15 protein-coding genes are annotated in these 14,292 nt (G+C 61.6%); 4 read left to right on the forward strand and 11 right to left on the reverse strand.

The genetic code is table 11. From position 1 onward, the window contains the following. Nucleotides 1-4 precede the first annotated feature (4 nt). Nucleotides 5-307, reverse strand: a complete 303-nt coding sequence (locus AC1DF8_RS01090) for a UBP-type zinc finger domain-containing protein (RefSeq protein ID WP_477994654.1) — start codon at nt 305-307, stop codon at nt 5-7. A 329-nt stretch (nt 308-636) separates the two neighbouring features. Continuing rightward, nucleotides 637-813, reverse strand: a complete 177-nt coding sequence (locus tag AC1DF8_RS01095) for a hypothetical protein (protein WP_477994656.1) — start codon at nt 811-813, stop codon at nt 637-639. Between the two features lie 701 nt (nt 814-1,514). On the opposite strand from AC1DF8_RS01095, the gene AC1DF8_RS01100 reads away from it, so the two are divergent. Further along, entirely contained in the window at nt 1,515-2,666 is a 1,152-nt protein-coding gene (locus AC1DF8_RS01100; protein WP_477994658.1) for a calcium-binding protein, read from the forward strand. A gap of 432 nt (nt 2,667-3,098) precedes the next feature. Here AC1DF8_RS01100 and AC1DF8_RS01105 read toward each other — a convergent pair whose 3' ends face one another. Next, nucleotides 3,099-3,500 (reverse strand): GFA family protein, encoded by a 402-nt coding sequence (locus AC1DF8_RS01105; RefSeq protein ID WP_183846749.1) that lies wholly within the window; start codon nt 3,498-3,500, stop codon nt 3,099-3,101. A 203-nt stretch (nt 3,501-3,703) separates the two neighbouring features. On the opposite strand from AC1DF8_RS01105, the gene AC1DF8_RS01110 reads away from it, so the two are divergent. Further along, nucleotides 3,704-3,943, forward strand: a complete 240-nt coding sequence (locus AC1DF8_RS01110) for a hypothetical protein (protein ID WP_029616483.1) — start codon at nt 3,704-3,706, stop codon at nt 3,941-3,943. Next, nucleotides 3,940-4,206 (forward strand): hypothetical protein, encoded by a 267-nt coding sequence (locus AC1DF8_RS01115; RefSeq protein WP_018115229.1) that lies wholly within the window; start codon nt 3,940-3,942, stop codon nt 4,204-4,206. Before AC1DF8_RS01110 ends, AC1DF8_RS01115 begins: the two co-directional genes overlap by 4 nt. A gap of 13 nt (nt 4,207-4,219) precedes the next feature. Here the strand turns inward: AC1DF8_RS01115 and AC1DF8_RS01120 are convergent, their stop codons facing one another. From AC1DF8_RS01120 to AC1DF8_RS01140, 5 genes are all read right to left on the reverse strand, one after another. Then, the gene (locus tag AC1DF8_RS01120; protein WP_477994661.1) at nt 4,220-5,464 is read right to left on the reverse strand and encodes a glycosyltransferase; all 1,245 of its coding nucleotides are present in this window, start codon (nt 5,462-5,464) and stop codon (nt 4,220-4,222) included. 170 nt (nt 5,465-5,634) lie between these two features. Continuing rightward, nucleotides 5,635-6,399 (reverse strand): sugar phosphate isomerase/epimerase family protein, encoded by a 765-nt coding sequence (locus AC1DF8_RS01125; RefSeq protein WP_018115227.1) that lies wholly within the window; start codon nt 6,397-6,399, stop codon nt 5,635-5,637. A 118-nt stretch (nt 6,400-6,517) separates the two neighbouring features. Next, nucleotides 6,518-7,450, reverse strand: a complete 933-nt coding sequence (locus AC1DF8_RS01130) for a glucosamine inositolphosphorylceramide transferase family protein (RefSeq protein ID WP_477994664.1) — start codon at nt 7,448-7,450, stop codon at nt 6,518-6,520. Beyond that, nucleotides 7,428-8,549 carry a glycosyltransferase family 4 protein gene (locus tag AC1DF8_RS01135; RefSeq protein ID WP_477994666.1) on the reverse strand — a complete coding sequence of 374 codons (1,122 nt, stop codon included), beginning with the start codon at nt 8,547-8,549 and terminating at the stop codon, nt 7,428-7,430. The genes AC1DF8_RS01130 and AC1DF8_RS01135 overlap by 23 nt, the downstream gene beginning before the upstream one ends. Before the next feature lie 335 nt (nt 8,550-8,884). Next, entirely contained in the window at nt 8,885-9,685 is an 801-nt protein-coding gene (locus AC1DF8_RS01140; protein ID WP_477994668.1) for a glycosyltransferase family 25 protein, read from the reverse strand. 188 nt (nt 9,686-9,873) lie between these two features. Here AC1DF8_RS01140 and AC1DF8_RS01145 point away from each other — a divergent pair, with 188 nt between their 5' ends. Beyond that, the gene (locus AC1DF8_RS01145; RefSeq protein WP_477994670.1) at nt 9,874-11,217 is read left to right on the forward strand and encodes an NAD(P)/FAD-dependent oxidoreductase; all 1,344 of its coding nucleotides are present in this window, start codon (nt 9,874-9,876) and stop codon (nt 11,215-11,217) included. Between the two features lie 51 nt (nt 11,218-11,268). On the opposite strand, the gene AC1DF8_RS01150 is transcribed toward AC1DF8_RS01145, so the two are convergent. From AC1DF8_RS01150 to AC1DF8_RS01160, 3 genes are all read right to left on the reverse strand, one after another. Further along, nucleotides 11,269-12,159: a class I SAM-dependent methyltransferase gene (locus AC1DF8_RS01150; RefSeq protein ID WP_112969429.1), complete on the reverse strand. Its 891-nt coding sequence runs from the start codon at nt 12,157-12,159 to the stop codon at nt 11,269-11,271. Between the two features lie 296 nt (nt 12,160-12,455). Then, nucleotides 12,456-13,262: a class I SAM-dependent methyltransferase gene (locus AC1DF8_RS01155; protein WP_477994671.1), complete on the reverse strand. Its 807-nt coding sequence runs from the start codon at nt 13,260-13,262 to the stop codon at nt 12,456-12,458. A gap of 55 nt (nt 13,263-13,317) precedes the next feature. After that, entirely contained in the window at nt 13,318-14,055 is a 738-nt protein-coding gene (locus AC1DF8_RS01160; RefSeq protein ID WP_477994673.1) for a carbonic anhydrase, read from the reverse strand. Between the last annotated feature and the right edge of the window lie 237 nt (nt 14,056-14,292).

Consider the following 14,292-nt stretch of genomic DNA (forward strand, 5'->3'; position numbering starts at 1 on the left):
ACGCTCAATAATAGATCGGGATCGGGCCGCGCTGCGGCGTCTGATTCGGCAGTTCCACCATCGTCTCGTCGAGATAGCACCAGCCCCAGCCTTCCGGCGGGTCGTAGCCTTCGATGATGGGATGTCCCGTGGCATGGAAATGCGCCGTCGCATGTTTCCCGATCGACTGGTCGCAGCACCCGACATGGCCGCATTCCCGGCAAAGCCGGAGATGGACCCATTCCTGTCCCTCCTCCAGGCATTCCTCGCAGCCGAGCGTCCTCGGCTCGACGGATCGAACGGCTGCGACATGTTTGCACACCGACATCTGCATCTCCTCTTTCTCTTGAAGTTCGCGCCTGCCGGAGGAAGATAGATCAAAAGACGATTTTCTCTAGCATTGCCAGGCGCAGAACCGTCCCCCTCGCCGGCCAATATGCAGCGAAGAGGCCGCGCCCGCCATGCAGGCGAGACCGGTTAGTTCATCTTCCGCTAGAAAATATTGCAGCGCTGTGACCGCGGTCACTATCGGAAACAGCTACTGCTTGTATTTTGCCGCCGCTGGATGCTGCACCTACCAGCTGGAGAAGGGTCGCTGGGCCCCACTTGGTGGCCCTTCTCGTTTTTCCGCTGTCGATGATGGCGTGACGCGCCCGTTTACCGGAACATTTCGACGTGACTGCCGATCCTGCCGCCTTTTCGCACGCTGCTCACCGCGTCCTGCCGCGCGTCGGACGGCGTGTCGCCGAACCATGACACCATGAACAAAAGAAGCGCCGCTGCCATCAGCGGCGGGCCAAGATAGACGATCAGGAGGGAATTCAGCGGTCTCACGGTGGCGTCTTTTTCAGGTTTCTTGGTTTGACACGGATTTCAGGGCCGTTACGGCCGGTGCGGGCTCGTCGTCATCGGGCGTCACCAGGGAGCGCCGCGATATTGGCTGAAGCAAGGGTAACAGTCTGGGAGTGCGAAGCATTCAGCGAGAGATAAAGCCCCTGAACGCTATAGTAGGCCGCAACCCACATTAGTAGGCCGAGCTGAAGTGCAATGATAAAACAGTAGATCCTCATCGTTTCCCTTCGGAATCAGCTTTTACTAAGCCAAAACGTCAGAATTATTCTGTGCATCCAGGCACATAATAACGTCCTTATTTTCACAGATATCGCAAAGTTAGCCGATTTACTATTATCACCCACATAGCAAAAAGGTGGAAAAATAGGCCGACCGGATAAAACGGGCAGCATCGAAAGAATTATACTTGCCGCTCCGTTGGCGCGAGCGCCCGGTCCTCTCAAGCCCCATCATCGACTGGCGTGCCCCTGAACGACACTGATGGTGATCAAAGCTACCTAAACGATCTTGCCCGTCACCGAACTGCCTCCGGCCGTCAATCAGATCAACCCAAGGTAGCCATTTGCTTCGCCACATGCTAGGGTGCCGGCCAGAATAGGTACGTGAATGTCATTGTAGTTTCACTTGCCCCGGCAGGAGGCACTCAACAATATCCGGATTTAACAGCAAACGGAGGAAGACGCATGAGCGCCTTTTACGGCACAGCTGGAGATGATGTGTTTCGCACGCTGAACTCTACTCTTATAATAATCCCAGAGGCAGGAATTATCTTCGAGAACAGTGATGTTTACCTCGGCGATGAAGGCAACGACACCTTTCGCATCGCGACGTCGACTTTCGACTTGCCGGATCTCTTGGAAACATCAAACGATATTTTCGGGGGAGCGGATAACGACACCCTGATCTTCGCCCCTCCTCATGACTTTCCCGGCCAGATCGACGTCACGTTCTTCGGCAACGCAGGAACGGATTCCGCATACCTGAACTTTCAGCCGATGGGAGCTCTCGACGTCGATTTCACGAATTTCGGGCCGGGCACCTTCACATCCATCCTGGCCCTGACCCACGCAGACGGCAGTTATGCAGGCCAGTTCTTCATCGAACCTGATGTCGAGCATGTCTCGGTCATCGGTTCGAATTTCGCTGACCGAATGGTCGGCAATGCAGGCGACGACAAGCTGGATGGCAAAGGCGGGGCCGATACCTTCTTCGAAACGACTGGCAACGACACCTACATATTCGATGATACGGGCGATCGCGTCGCGATTTATTCAGGGCCGCTGCTCACCCTTCCCGATGGCGGCGTAGACACGATCTGGACAACGGTCAGCGTGGATCTGCGTGACCAGGGGCCTGTCGAAAACCTCCGGCTGAACGGCACGGCGGATATCGATGCGACAGGCAACGACCTTGCCAACATGATCACCGGCAATGCCGGCAGCAATCTCATCGCCGGCGGTGCCGGCAATGACAGCCTCTACGGCAAGGGCGGCGCCGACACGTTCCATTTCGATGACATGGGCGCAGCCAGCAAGGACTTCATCTGGGACTTCGATTCGGACGACAAGATCAGCCTCGGCCCGGCCTTCGCCGGCCTCGATGTGGACAATAACGGCGTGGTGGACGCAGCCTCTTTCGAAATCGTCAACAAATTGGGTGCCGGCGGAACCAAGGCCGGCCCCGAGCTGATCTACAATTCCGCAACCGGCATTCTGTCCTACGACGCCGACGGCGCCGGCACGACCCATGCTGCGCAGGACATCGCGTTCATCGGCGTGAACAAGACGTTCTTCGACAATACCGACGTCCTGGCAAACGGCTCCCTGCTCGTCTGACCGCACGCCCCGCATCTGGAAACGGCCGGTTTACCGGCCGTTTTCGCAGGGTATGGAGCATCCACCGGAAGGTGATTGAACCTTTAGCGATCTGCCCAAATCGCTCGAACGAGCGCATGCTACCCTTGAGCCTGGCAAATAAGATTCAGGCCGGATGCTGGGGGGCATGGAATGCGCGATTTGCTGTCAAATTTCGAAGAAGACCATCGTAGTCTCGGTTATGGTGCAGAGGCTCCAACCCATGGGCATGGTTTTTCCCGGGTCCATGCGGTCGCCGCGATCTTGATCCTGTGCGCGGCGATCTTGTTTATCGGAGGCCATGGACTGGTCTAGAGCAATTCGGTCAAAGACGTACGGCGGCATTTCTCGATTTGAGGAAGATCGGGATATCGGCAGCCTGCAATCATCCCGAACCGTCAGAACCCCGAACCGTCAGAACCAGAGATCGCGCACGCACCGCCCCTTGGAGGGCAGGTCTTCAAATGTCTCCAGCCCGTCGAAGTGATCGATCGGCAGATCGGAAACGAGATCCGGCGGCGCCAGCCGCAGGTTGACCGCCATGCGCCGGCGCCCATCCCTGTTGAGCCTCAGGCCGCGCCAGCTGAGCACGCAGGCGCAGGTCGGGCAGAACAATATTTCCAGCGACGCCGTCTCCCGGCCGGTCCGCGTATAGGAGCCGGTCTCGCCGCTGACGGTGATCCGCTCGCCCTCGTAATCATAGGCCCAGAGCGCTCCATAGCGCCGGCAGAGCGTGCAGTTGCACGCCGTGATCGAGCCCGGATCGCCTTCCAGCGTCCAGCCCGTCTTGCCGCAATGACATGAGCCGACCAGCATCAGCGCACCGTTTCATCCCTGCCTGTTTGGAAGGATCCATCCTGCCTCAATCGGGCGCCGCCTGCAAATTCCACCCTTGCAGCCTGCAAGTCAGATCATGCCTTGACTCCTTCTGAAATGAGAACATAATAAGAACATCCGTGGCGCTGCGGCCGCCATCCCGACAATCTGGAACTGAAATGCTCTGCAAGGAGAATGAGAACATGCGTCCGCAATTGGCCCCCAAAACCGATGGTGATGTGATCGCAAACGAAGACCTGAGCTGGGAGGTCGAGGCAGTGCTCTCCTGGCACGACGAGGATGCCAAGGCAGCTATCGCCACGCTTCTGCAGGACTGTCGCCACCTGCGCCAGCAGCTTGCGCTTGCGGAAGGCGCCCTCAGCCGGGGCATGACCCGTGGCTGGCGGCCTTCCTTCGAGCGCTCCTCCCTTGACCGGACATGAAACACCGCCGCAGCATCGATCTCGTCGCCAGCCATGAGGAGGTCGCAACCGACAGGGAGACGCTCGCCACCCTGCCGCAATGGTATGTCATCCAAGCCCAATGCCCGGCTTGTCAGCGCGAGACGAGGATCGACCGGCGCGTGCTCGCCTACCGCTACGGCAAGGACATATCGCTGGCGAGGATCAGCCTTCGCCTGAAATGCAGCGGTTGCGGCAACCGCACGGGAAACCAGCTGCTGCTCGGCAGGCTGCCACGCGATTGACCGCAATCCCCGCTTATCTGTCGGCCGAGGCAAGCAGCAGCCTTGCCGCCACCATCGCCCCGTCGGTTCGGATCGTGGGGGCAACAGCCCCGGCGCGCTGGCGCATGTCGGGCTGCAATGCCGCCGAAAGCGCAGCGGAGAAGGTCTCCGGCGTCGGTATCGCCCCTTCATGCGCGACGCCGATGCCGAGTGCCGCAACGCGACCCGCCCAATAGGGCTGATCGGCTATCTGCGCCACGACCACCTGTGGCACGCCGGCACGGGCAGCGGCCGCCGTCGTGCCGGCCCCGCCGTGATGGACGATCGCCGCAACCCGCGGAAAGAGCGCCTGATGATTGGCCTCCTCGATGAGGAAGCAGTCGCGCGCGCCATCATCGGTCACCAGCCCGGCCCAGCCGCGCGACAGCACCGCACGCCGCCCTGCAGCGCGGATCGCAGCAAGGATCACGCCCGAGGCATCCTTCAGCGCATGCATCGGCATRCTGCCGAAGCCGACATAGACGGGCGCTGTTCCATTATCGAGAAAATCTTCCAGAGCCGCCGGCAGCGGCCGGTCGTCATCGAGCATCCAGGCGCCCGTCTGCACCGCGTCGATCAGATCCGTCGCAAGCAGCGGCCCGACCACAGGATCGGCCGCAAGCAACGGCCGGCGTGTCAGGACCGGATCGCGCACATTGTCCACCGTCGCCATGCCCATCGACGCGCGCAGCCGATTATAGGCCCCGCCGAAGATCACATTCTTCGTTTCGATATCATAGCCCCAGAGGACCCGGTTGTCGGTCACGCCGGGCGGATGCGGACGGCCCTTGAATTCATGCGGCTTGTGATGATGCGACGGCAGGAAGATCGGGCAGAATGTCGCCCCGAAATAGCCGATGCCGGCCCGCTCTGCCACCAGCTGTGCTGCCGCCATCGCCGGAAACAGCCCCGCCGCGACGATGAGATCGCATCCTTCCGCAGCTGCCGAAAGCGCCTCGAACTGGCCCGCCAATATCCCGGCTGCGCGTTCGGAAATGCCATCGGCCGAACGCTCCCGCGTATTGCTCTCGGCGCTCTTCATCACCTCGCTCACCCATTGGCGCACGGGCGTGTTTGCCGGCGCGAGCGGCACGCCGAGCCGTTCGAGCAGCCCGGCAAACTCCGCATCCGGCGGCGCGCAGACCACCGCCTCTGCGCCAAGTCCCTGCAAGGCAACCGCCAGCGCCGCCAATGGCTGTACATCTCCGCGCGACCCGTATGTGGAAAGCAATACACGCATGCTCTTCTCCCGATGCTGTTGATCAGGATAAGCGTTCTACGCCTCGACCGGGGTCTTGCCGCAAGTCCCGCCTACGCCATATCTAAAGGCATAGCAGGGATGATGATTGTTCCCGGCTGCATAATTTCCCGACATTTCCAGCGATGAGCGGCGGCGAATGGCCGGCAGGTCTACGTCAGGAACCGGCTGAGATAGGCATAGCTGCGGGCCGCAAATTCGAAGGGCAGCCGCGGATTGTCGTGCTCGACGACGAAGAGCCGCGCGCCGCTTGCAACCGCCGCTCGCCAGAGCGACGGCCAGAGCAGCACGCCGGAGCCGACATTCGCCCAGCCGTCCTCGTCCGGGTCCATATCATCGGGTGCCTGATCCTTGACATGCACGGAGACCAGCACCGACGCATAATGCCTGATCCATTCGATGGCATTGGGCTGGGCTCGCGCCAGCCAGGCAATATCCGCCTGCCAGGTAAGCGGGCTGCCCCTGGCTGCCTCGAACATCAGCTCGAAGCCGTAGCGCCCGCCAATGGTGCGCTCGAAGCCCGCCATCTTGTTGTGATAGCCGAGCACGATGCCCTCTGCCTTCATCTGCTCCGAAAGCGACCCGAGCTCGTGGCCGATCCGCTGCCATGCGGCTTTCGTTTCCTTCGCCATCGCGGGCGCCGGATGCGGAACGAAAAGCTGCCCGATGCCGCATTGCTGGCAGGCATCGACAAAGCGCTGCCGCTCGCTGCGCAACGCCTCCAGTCCGACATGGGCGGATGGCGCCGAAAGCCCGTTCCTCAGAAGTCCGGCCTGCAGATTATCGGCATCGCGCAGATGCCCCTCGAGTGGCTCCACGGCGCCGTAACCGGCGCTCGCCGCCTTTTCAAGCTGCGTGCCGAGATCTCCGAGACCGCGCATCGAATAGAGCTGCAGCGAAAGCATCGGCTTCGTCATCGCTCATCCCCAGACCACTGTCGCCCTCGCCGGCAAGGCATCTTGATCGTTCCCTTAATCGAATCCGGGCACAGTTTCGCCTGTGTCGAGACAGATTGCGAGGGCAAAACGGCCGAAATCAGCCCAATGCCGGCAGGGCGGACTTCGGCGACAGCTTGCGCTTCAGGTTGACGATATGGCGGCCGAAGGATCTGTCGATGCGTTTCACATCGATCAGCGTCAGGTCCCCGCAGGCGGAAAACGTGTGAAGGCCGTCGGGGTAGTCGGCAGTGGCGAGATCGCCCGTCAACTGCGCCGGCAGATGCGCGCAGGTCACATGCGTTTCGCTGAGCAGGCTGAAGCGCAGGAAGCGCAGGCCGCCGCCATAGCTGACGCTGCAGTCCTGGACCGGCAGGATGACCTGCCCATCGGCGCCGATAAAGGGCGTGCCGCCGGGCCGGGCGCCGGAGCGATCCACAAGCACCGGATTTTGCGGATGGGTCTTCCACGGGCCGGTCAGGCGATCGGCAAAGGCGATATGCAGCTCGCGCTGGTCACGCGCGCCGGCACCGACGAGCGTGTAGAACATCCACCACTTGCCCTGATGCTCGATAAGGCAGGCCTCGGCAACGGGCATACCGGTCAGCAGCACGGTCTCCCGCACCCAGTCATCCGGGAACGAGCGGGCACGGTAAAGAGCAACCTCCCCCGCCTTATGGCTTTCCGGCATCATCAGCACCTCGCCATCCTGTTCGATCAGGAAGGGATAGGAGAGATGAAAGGGCCTGGTGAGCGCCACCGCCTTGCCGCGCCATTTGAGGTCCGGCCCCACCAGTTCGTGGCGCTCGATGAAACCGTGCTTGGTATGGTAATCATAAGCCTCCACGAAAACGTGCAGGCTGTCGCCCTTCCTCACGGCGAAGGGATCGGCAAGATATCGCCACGGCCCCGGATCGGGCAGCCATGTAATGCGATCGGAAGAATTCGCCAAGGCTTTGGCATCGAGCAGCGTATCGGCGGGCGCCGGGACGATGCCCACCTGCCAGAAATCACTCTTGGGCTTCAGACGCATAGATCAACCGCGGCGGATCGATGTCGGGCACAGCCGGCACTGCGGCTGCGCGGGCAAGCCGGGAATAGAAATCGAGAACATTCGCAATACCAGCCGAACGGGAGAAAGGAGCCAAGTCGTAGCCTACGCGCGACAGGCGGACAACAGGCTGTTCCCGCAAGACATCGGCAAGCGCTTCGGCCAGCTGATCGATGGAGCCAGGCGCGACCAACGTCACCGGCTGCTCGCGCAGATATTCCGACGGCCCTTCGGCGGCCGTGGCAACGATCGGCAGCCCCTCGTGCATGGCTTCGAGAATGGCAAGGCCTGCAGACTCTTCTCGCGACGGTGAGACGAAGAGATCCAGGTTGCGCAGGAACCCTGGCACATTCTTGCAATGGCCGAGCAGGTGGATGCGGCTGTCGCCCTTCGCGAGCTTCTCCAGCGCGGCGCGATGCGGCCCCTCGCCGACGATGACGAGAACGGCATTGTCGGGTGCCGACCGCCGGAAGGCCGACACGAGCACATCATAGCCCTTGCTGGGATGYAGACGCCCGACGCTGCCGACAAGCCGTGTTCCGCGCGGCAAGTTCAGCTGCGCGCGCAGATCCGTGCTCTCGGTCGATGTGACATCGGGCAGCCAGTTGGAAATCAGCGTCGACTGACCGTCAAATGTGCCGAGCCGCGTCGACTGGGCAGTGTTGACGCAGATCACCCCGTCGAGGCCGGCATGCTGCCTGGTCTTGTAGCCGACATGCAGGGTCGCGACCCTGGTGACACTGTCGCGCGCTGCGGCAAGCGCCTTGCAGCCGTGGCTGAGATGCCCATGCGCAATTTCGATTCCCGCCCGATCCATCAGCCGCCGCAGCCTCGGGCCTCTCAGAAACGGGAAAGCGAAACCGTGAAAAACCACCTCTTTCGAGAGCAGGCCGGCAATCGGCGAGCCGTATCGTCCCGCAACGTGAACCTCGTGGCCAAGGGAAGCCTGCCCGTTGGCAAGATCAGCGCAATATCGTTCCGATCCAGCGACCCTGGAGGAGAACAGGACATGCAGGATTTTCAACTTATGAGACGCTGCCGTATCGACAGCCTCATAGGCGCGCGGATGCAACTCACCCACGAAATCTTTTCGAGCGCTCACAATACACCTCAGACCGATAGCCGACCGAGTTGAGTTGTTGGCGAAACACTTCCCGATAGGTTTCGACGATGATCTACATCGGAGATCCTACGCAAACAAGACTGCGTAACTATACAGAATCGTAAGCTTTTAGCCACGGAATAACCATTTTTTGGGTAACCCGCTGAACTAATTCTTGAAAAATTGCGGCACTGTCCCGCACGACTGTAACGCCGATAAAACAGCCTGCCAAAGTGCCAGAAAAAGTCGTGTGACCGACCTTGCCGGCAATTGCAAGCTTGCGCGCCCTGAAAAGCGGTCGGTGTCCGGGCGCCTTATTTTTTCAATGCGTAGTTGATCCTGCGGGCCGTCTCGGCAATGCGGATCGCATAGGTCGGTAATCGCCTCCACCAGGGAAATTTGGTGGCCCTGTAAACCGACCGTGTCCCGATGTTCGAGCCGCCCTCTTTTACGACGGCTACATTCTGGCGGGTCGTGTAGATCCGCGCCCGGGACGCCCAGCCCCGCTCCAGTTCGACATCCCAGGGAAACCGCATGGTGCCGATCGCCTTGAGGAGCTTCAGGGCGCCCATCCGCGTTACGACATAGCAGGCGGCCGACCCCTGTGGACCATGCGTTGCCCGCCCGATCTCATCGCCGACTGCCGAGGCGGCAACCGGCCTGAAACCGACGATGCGGTGGTTGAAGAGCTTGATCACATCGGCACCCGGCACCGCCGCGATTGCCGCTTCGGCGCGCGCAATGAGATCGGCAGACAGAATGATATCGTCCTCGACGATGATGCAGGCGGCCTTGTCGGTCTCCAGAAAGGCTTCGAGCACCTTCAGATGGCTCCGGTAGCAGCCATATTCGCCGGGCAGCATGGTGCGGCCATTGTTGCGCTGAAAGGCGCGCTCGTCACAGGCCACGCGCTGATCCGCGGGAACCTCCCGACCGTCGACGCCGGCAACGCGAATGAGATCGAACTGCAAGGCTTCGGCCTGATCGGACAAGGCATTCCACCGCTCCGTGGAGCGGTCGAGATTGATCACATAAATGCAGGTCGTCATCGCCCAACCGTGGTTCTGCAGCCCAGGGCAGCCACAAACCTCTCGCGAGGCCGGGCGTCCCGTCATGAAAGTTCGCCTAGCACTTCCCCCGCCGGCTATGCAACCTGTCGTCGTTGCATGACAGCGATGTTGGTGACGAATTTCTCGTTATTCGACCAGGAGCAAGCCCGCGACCGCGATGACATCGGCTTGAATTGCGGGAGCGGAGCCTCTAGCACTCATACCCCATCGAACAGCATTTCAGGACGCATGACTTGCCCGCCTTCCCCTTCTCGCTAAACGACCCCATCCAGCATCACGGCCCTCTTCCGAAAACCTCCGACGTCGTCATCATCGGCGGCGGCGTCATCGGTGTTTCGACAGCGCTGTTCCTGGCAAAGCGCAAGATTTCCGTGACGCTCATCGAGAAGGGCCGCATTGCCGCCGAGCAGTCCTCGCGCAACTGGGGCTGGATCCGCAAGCAGGGGCGTGATGCGGACGAACTGCCCATCGTCATCGAGGCCTGCCGCCTCTGGGAAGAGCTTGCGGCAGAATGCGGCGAGGATATCGGCCTTTTCAAGACCGGCGTCACCTATCTCGCCAACTCGGACAAGGAGATGGCCGGCTTCGAGACCTTCATGAAGCTTGCGAGCGCCTACGATCTCGACACCCGCCTGCTCGATGGCGGGCAGACGGCTTCCCTCTTCCAGGGCATGTCCCGCAAATTCGCCGGCGCCATGACGACGCCGTCGGACATGCGCGCCGAGCCATGGCTCGCCGTGCCCGCTCTTGCCAGGCTCGCCGCCCGTCTGGGTGTCACGATCATCGAGAACTGCGCGGCGCGAACCCTTGATATCTCCTCGGGCAAGGTGAGCGGCGTCTGGACCGAGGCCGGTCGCATCGAGACCTCGACCGTGCTCGTCGCCGGCGGCGCCTGGTCGTCGCTCTTCCTGAGAAAACACGGCGTCTCCATCCCGCAGCTCGCCGTCCGCGCCACCGTTGCCGCAACCGAGCCCCTGGCCGAAATCCACGCAGGTGCGGCCGCCGGGGCCGATGTCGCCTTCCGCCGCAGGCAGGATGGCGGCTACACGCTGGCGCCGAGAGACCATCGCCTCTATATCGGCCCCGATGCCTTCCGCCACGCGACGAAATACCTGCCGGCGCTCATGGCTCACCCGTTCGGCACACGCTATTCGCTCGCGGCTCCCGAAGGCTTCCCGGACGGTTGGTCGACCCCGCGCAACTGGACTGCGGATGCAGAGAGCCCCTTCGAACGGATGCGCGTGCTCAACCCCGCACCCGAACAATCCAGCCTCGAAGCGATCAGGCGCGATTTCCAGCGCCTCTTCCCGCAATTCGGAACCGTGCGCCTGAAGGCAAGCTGGGCCGGCATGATCGACGCCATGCCCGATATCGTGCCGATCGTCGACCGCGCCGAGGCCATCGCCGGCCTCTTCGTCGCAACAGGCATGAGCGGCCACGGCTTCGGTATCGGCCCGGGCATCGGCCGCGTCGTCTCCGACCTGATCCAGGGCAACGCCCCCGGCCACGATCTCAACCGCTTCCGGCTGTCGCGCTTCACCGACGGCAGCCGCATCCGGCCGGGACCGGCGATCTGATCCGACGCGAATGCCTGCCACCTTGCCCGGGCAGGACAGATTACCGGATGATCAAGTATAGGGATTTTTCGGCGACACCTCGATCCGGAAGCCCTGCTTCTTCAGGTCGCGAAGAAGCTCCGGAGCAGGCGGTTTCTTCAGGCAGATCATGGTCACCAGCCCCGGCGACAGCAGCCGCAGGCTGCAAGCCATATCCTGCGCATAGATGCCCGACCAGTAACCCGCCAGCCGCGCAGAAGATTTCGATTTGCTTGCGCCGCTGAGCGGCCCCCACCAGAAGCCGTTCATGGGCCGCCAGGCGATCCCGTAATATCCGAGCGCCGTCATGATCTTGAATGTTTCCGATCGCGACAGGCGGAAGACGAAATTGCCGACAGGCTCAAATTGGTCGTAAGCATGCTCGCCGCGCAGGAAGCGCTTGATGCTTCTCTTGAGGTTTCCAAGCGGCGAATGGCCATCCAATGGTTCGATGAGCACGACGCCCAGGCGGGAAACGCGCAGCATCTCATAGAGGCCGACGGATGGCCGCGGGAAGTGATGATAGGCTTCCTTGCACAGCACATAGTCGAATTGCTCGTCGTCGAAGGATATCTTTTCGGCATTCTCTTCCGAATAGCCGTCGATCCAGTTTCGCCGCTTGGCAATTTCGAGCGTCGATGCCGAAATGCTGGTTGCAAGAACCGATTGAACGTGCGGCCGCAGGAAATTGGCATCGGTCCCGAAGCGGCCATCGCCGACCGTCATCCAGCTCGTGCCTGCAGCGTGGCTGAGGAGCGGATTGAGCGACGCATACATCCGGTCGTGATGCAGGCAGTCGACCGTATCCTGGGCGACGTAGCGCGACGGCAGATGGCTTTCCGACGCATTGTTATCTTCATCGGAGCGATGCCGGAGATAGGTATCGCTGATGCGTGCGGAATTGGGATATTGAACTGAAACCATGGGAACCCACCCTCAACTATCAACCACGCGCACTCAAAGCGCCAGACTGTTTGCCCGGCTCACTGGACGCAAGGCCGCCCAACGCGGCCTTATTCGCCCTAGGCCATCATCACTAGGCTACCGGCCAATAGGCACGCAGCACACATGCTCTTAAGGACAAATTCTCTAGACCGGCCACCAACCTTTGGGGGGCAAGTGTCACCCAAGGGCTTAGATGCGGCAACGTCGTGAGGGGATGGCAATGCCCATCGGAAGTATCACCGGAGCGAGCCTGCCTGAGACTACCGCTATTCCCTCTACTTCCGCCTCGCGATGAAAACCGATGTCGTCATGTTCCTGGTGACGACACTGCCGAAATCACCCCTTGCGAGATCTTCCAGCGCATCCAGCAGCTCTTCACGCTTCTCCGCCTCCAATGCCACGACATTCGAATAGGTCGCGTAGAGCCGCCGCACCGCGGGCGGATCGAGCGTCAGCGTCCACTCGAACATGACAGGCGGATCGCAATGGAATGAGGCCGCCTCGAAATCCCGGAGCCGGGCCTCGCTGTCGAGCCCGTAAGGCGTCTGCGTCGTTCCCCCGCCCGATGGACTTGCGCGATGCCCCGCAAAGAGATGCGCACTCGCCTCATGGAACGGATCTGGCCTGATACTATCCCCGAAGACGTTCCAGATCAGAGCGACCGCACCGCCATGTCGAAGCAAGGCATGGATATGCCGCAACGCCGGAACGGCATCGAGCCAATGAAATGCCGTTGCGCTGACGACGAGATCGAAGGACTCCGGAGCTTCGTCCACTTCTTCGAATGCTTGCTCGACGACCTCGAGTTCGGGGCGATGCAGCCGCGCTCGCAGGAATTCCGCAAGCCGGCTGTCCGGCTCGACCGCCAGAAGCCGCTGCGGCCCGTGATCCAGAAGATGCTCGGTAGCAAGCCCGGTCCCTGCCCCGATCTCCAGCATCGAAATACCGGATCGCAAACCCGCCCGCTGCCGCAACACCTCCCACACCGAGGAAGGATAGGGTGGCCGGGCCAAGTGATAGTTTTCAGGGCTCAGTCCAAAGGCTTGCCGGCCGAACGAACGGGCAAGGATGTCACCAGACATGACGATCTCCGCGCTGACAGCCCGTAGACCTATCCCATTCCGCAAGAAAGCGCATTCACGAACCGAGCAGGGACACGACCCCGCTCGCGATATCGTAGCGCGCCGCGACGACCTTGAGCTTTCCCTCCTTGGTGGCGCCCGCAATCACGGTCGAACTCCGGCTGATCAGCGTCGCCTGCATCTTGGCGTTGGCCTCGACGGCAGCCTCGAGATCGTTGCCCGCAGCATTTACCGCAGGCCAGATCGGCGCATAGAGGGCTCCAATCTGGCCGGGCACGGCCTTGCCGTCGATCGTGGCTTTCACCGCGCCGCAATTGCTGTGGCCGAGCACCATCAGCAGCCGCGCGCCGAGAACGGCAACGCCATATTCGAGGCTGGCGATGATCTCGGGCGTGGCGATATTTCCGGCGACGCGCACGACGAAGAGCTGGCCGATGCTCTGATCGAAGACGAACTCCACCGGCACGCGTGAATCGGCGCAGGAGAGCACCGCCGCGAAAGGCTCCTGCTTTTCCGCAGTCTTCGCCTTGAGGATCGACAGGTCCTCGTTGAGCGACTGGAGACGCCCCTCGGTAAACCGCTTGTTTCCTTCCATCATCGCCTTCAGCGCTTCGTCCGGCATCATCGTACTCTGCGCCGAAACAGGCCCGGCGGATGCGGCAGCAATCCCGGCCGCCAACGCCGCGCCTCCCAGCGCGCTGCACAGGAAACGCCGCCGCCCCTGATCGTCGGGCAGATCGGGACAGCTGCCGCAGCTGCAAGCCACACCGGAATATTGCTTGAAATCATGCATCTTCCCCTCCCCGGGTTGAACCCACGATTGACATGCCGAAACCCGCAGCCCGCTTGCCCATGGCAGCGCGAGCGCCGAGCTTGCGCAAGTCGCCCAAACGGGTGAGGCACGATCGGCCGTTATCGGCGGATGAATGGCGCCCCCTGCGGAATATTTCACGGCGCGAACGCCCTCGGCCTATCGACGGCTTGTCCTTTCCATGCCCCCGATGCATCGAGAGACATGTCGGGGAGATGG

This window comes from Rhizobium sp. 05N49, from assembly GCF_056396805.1.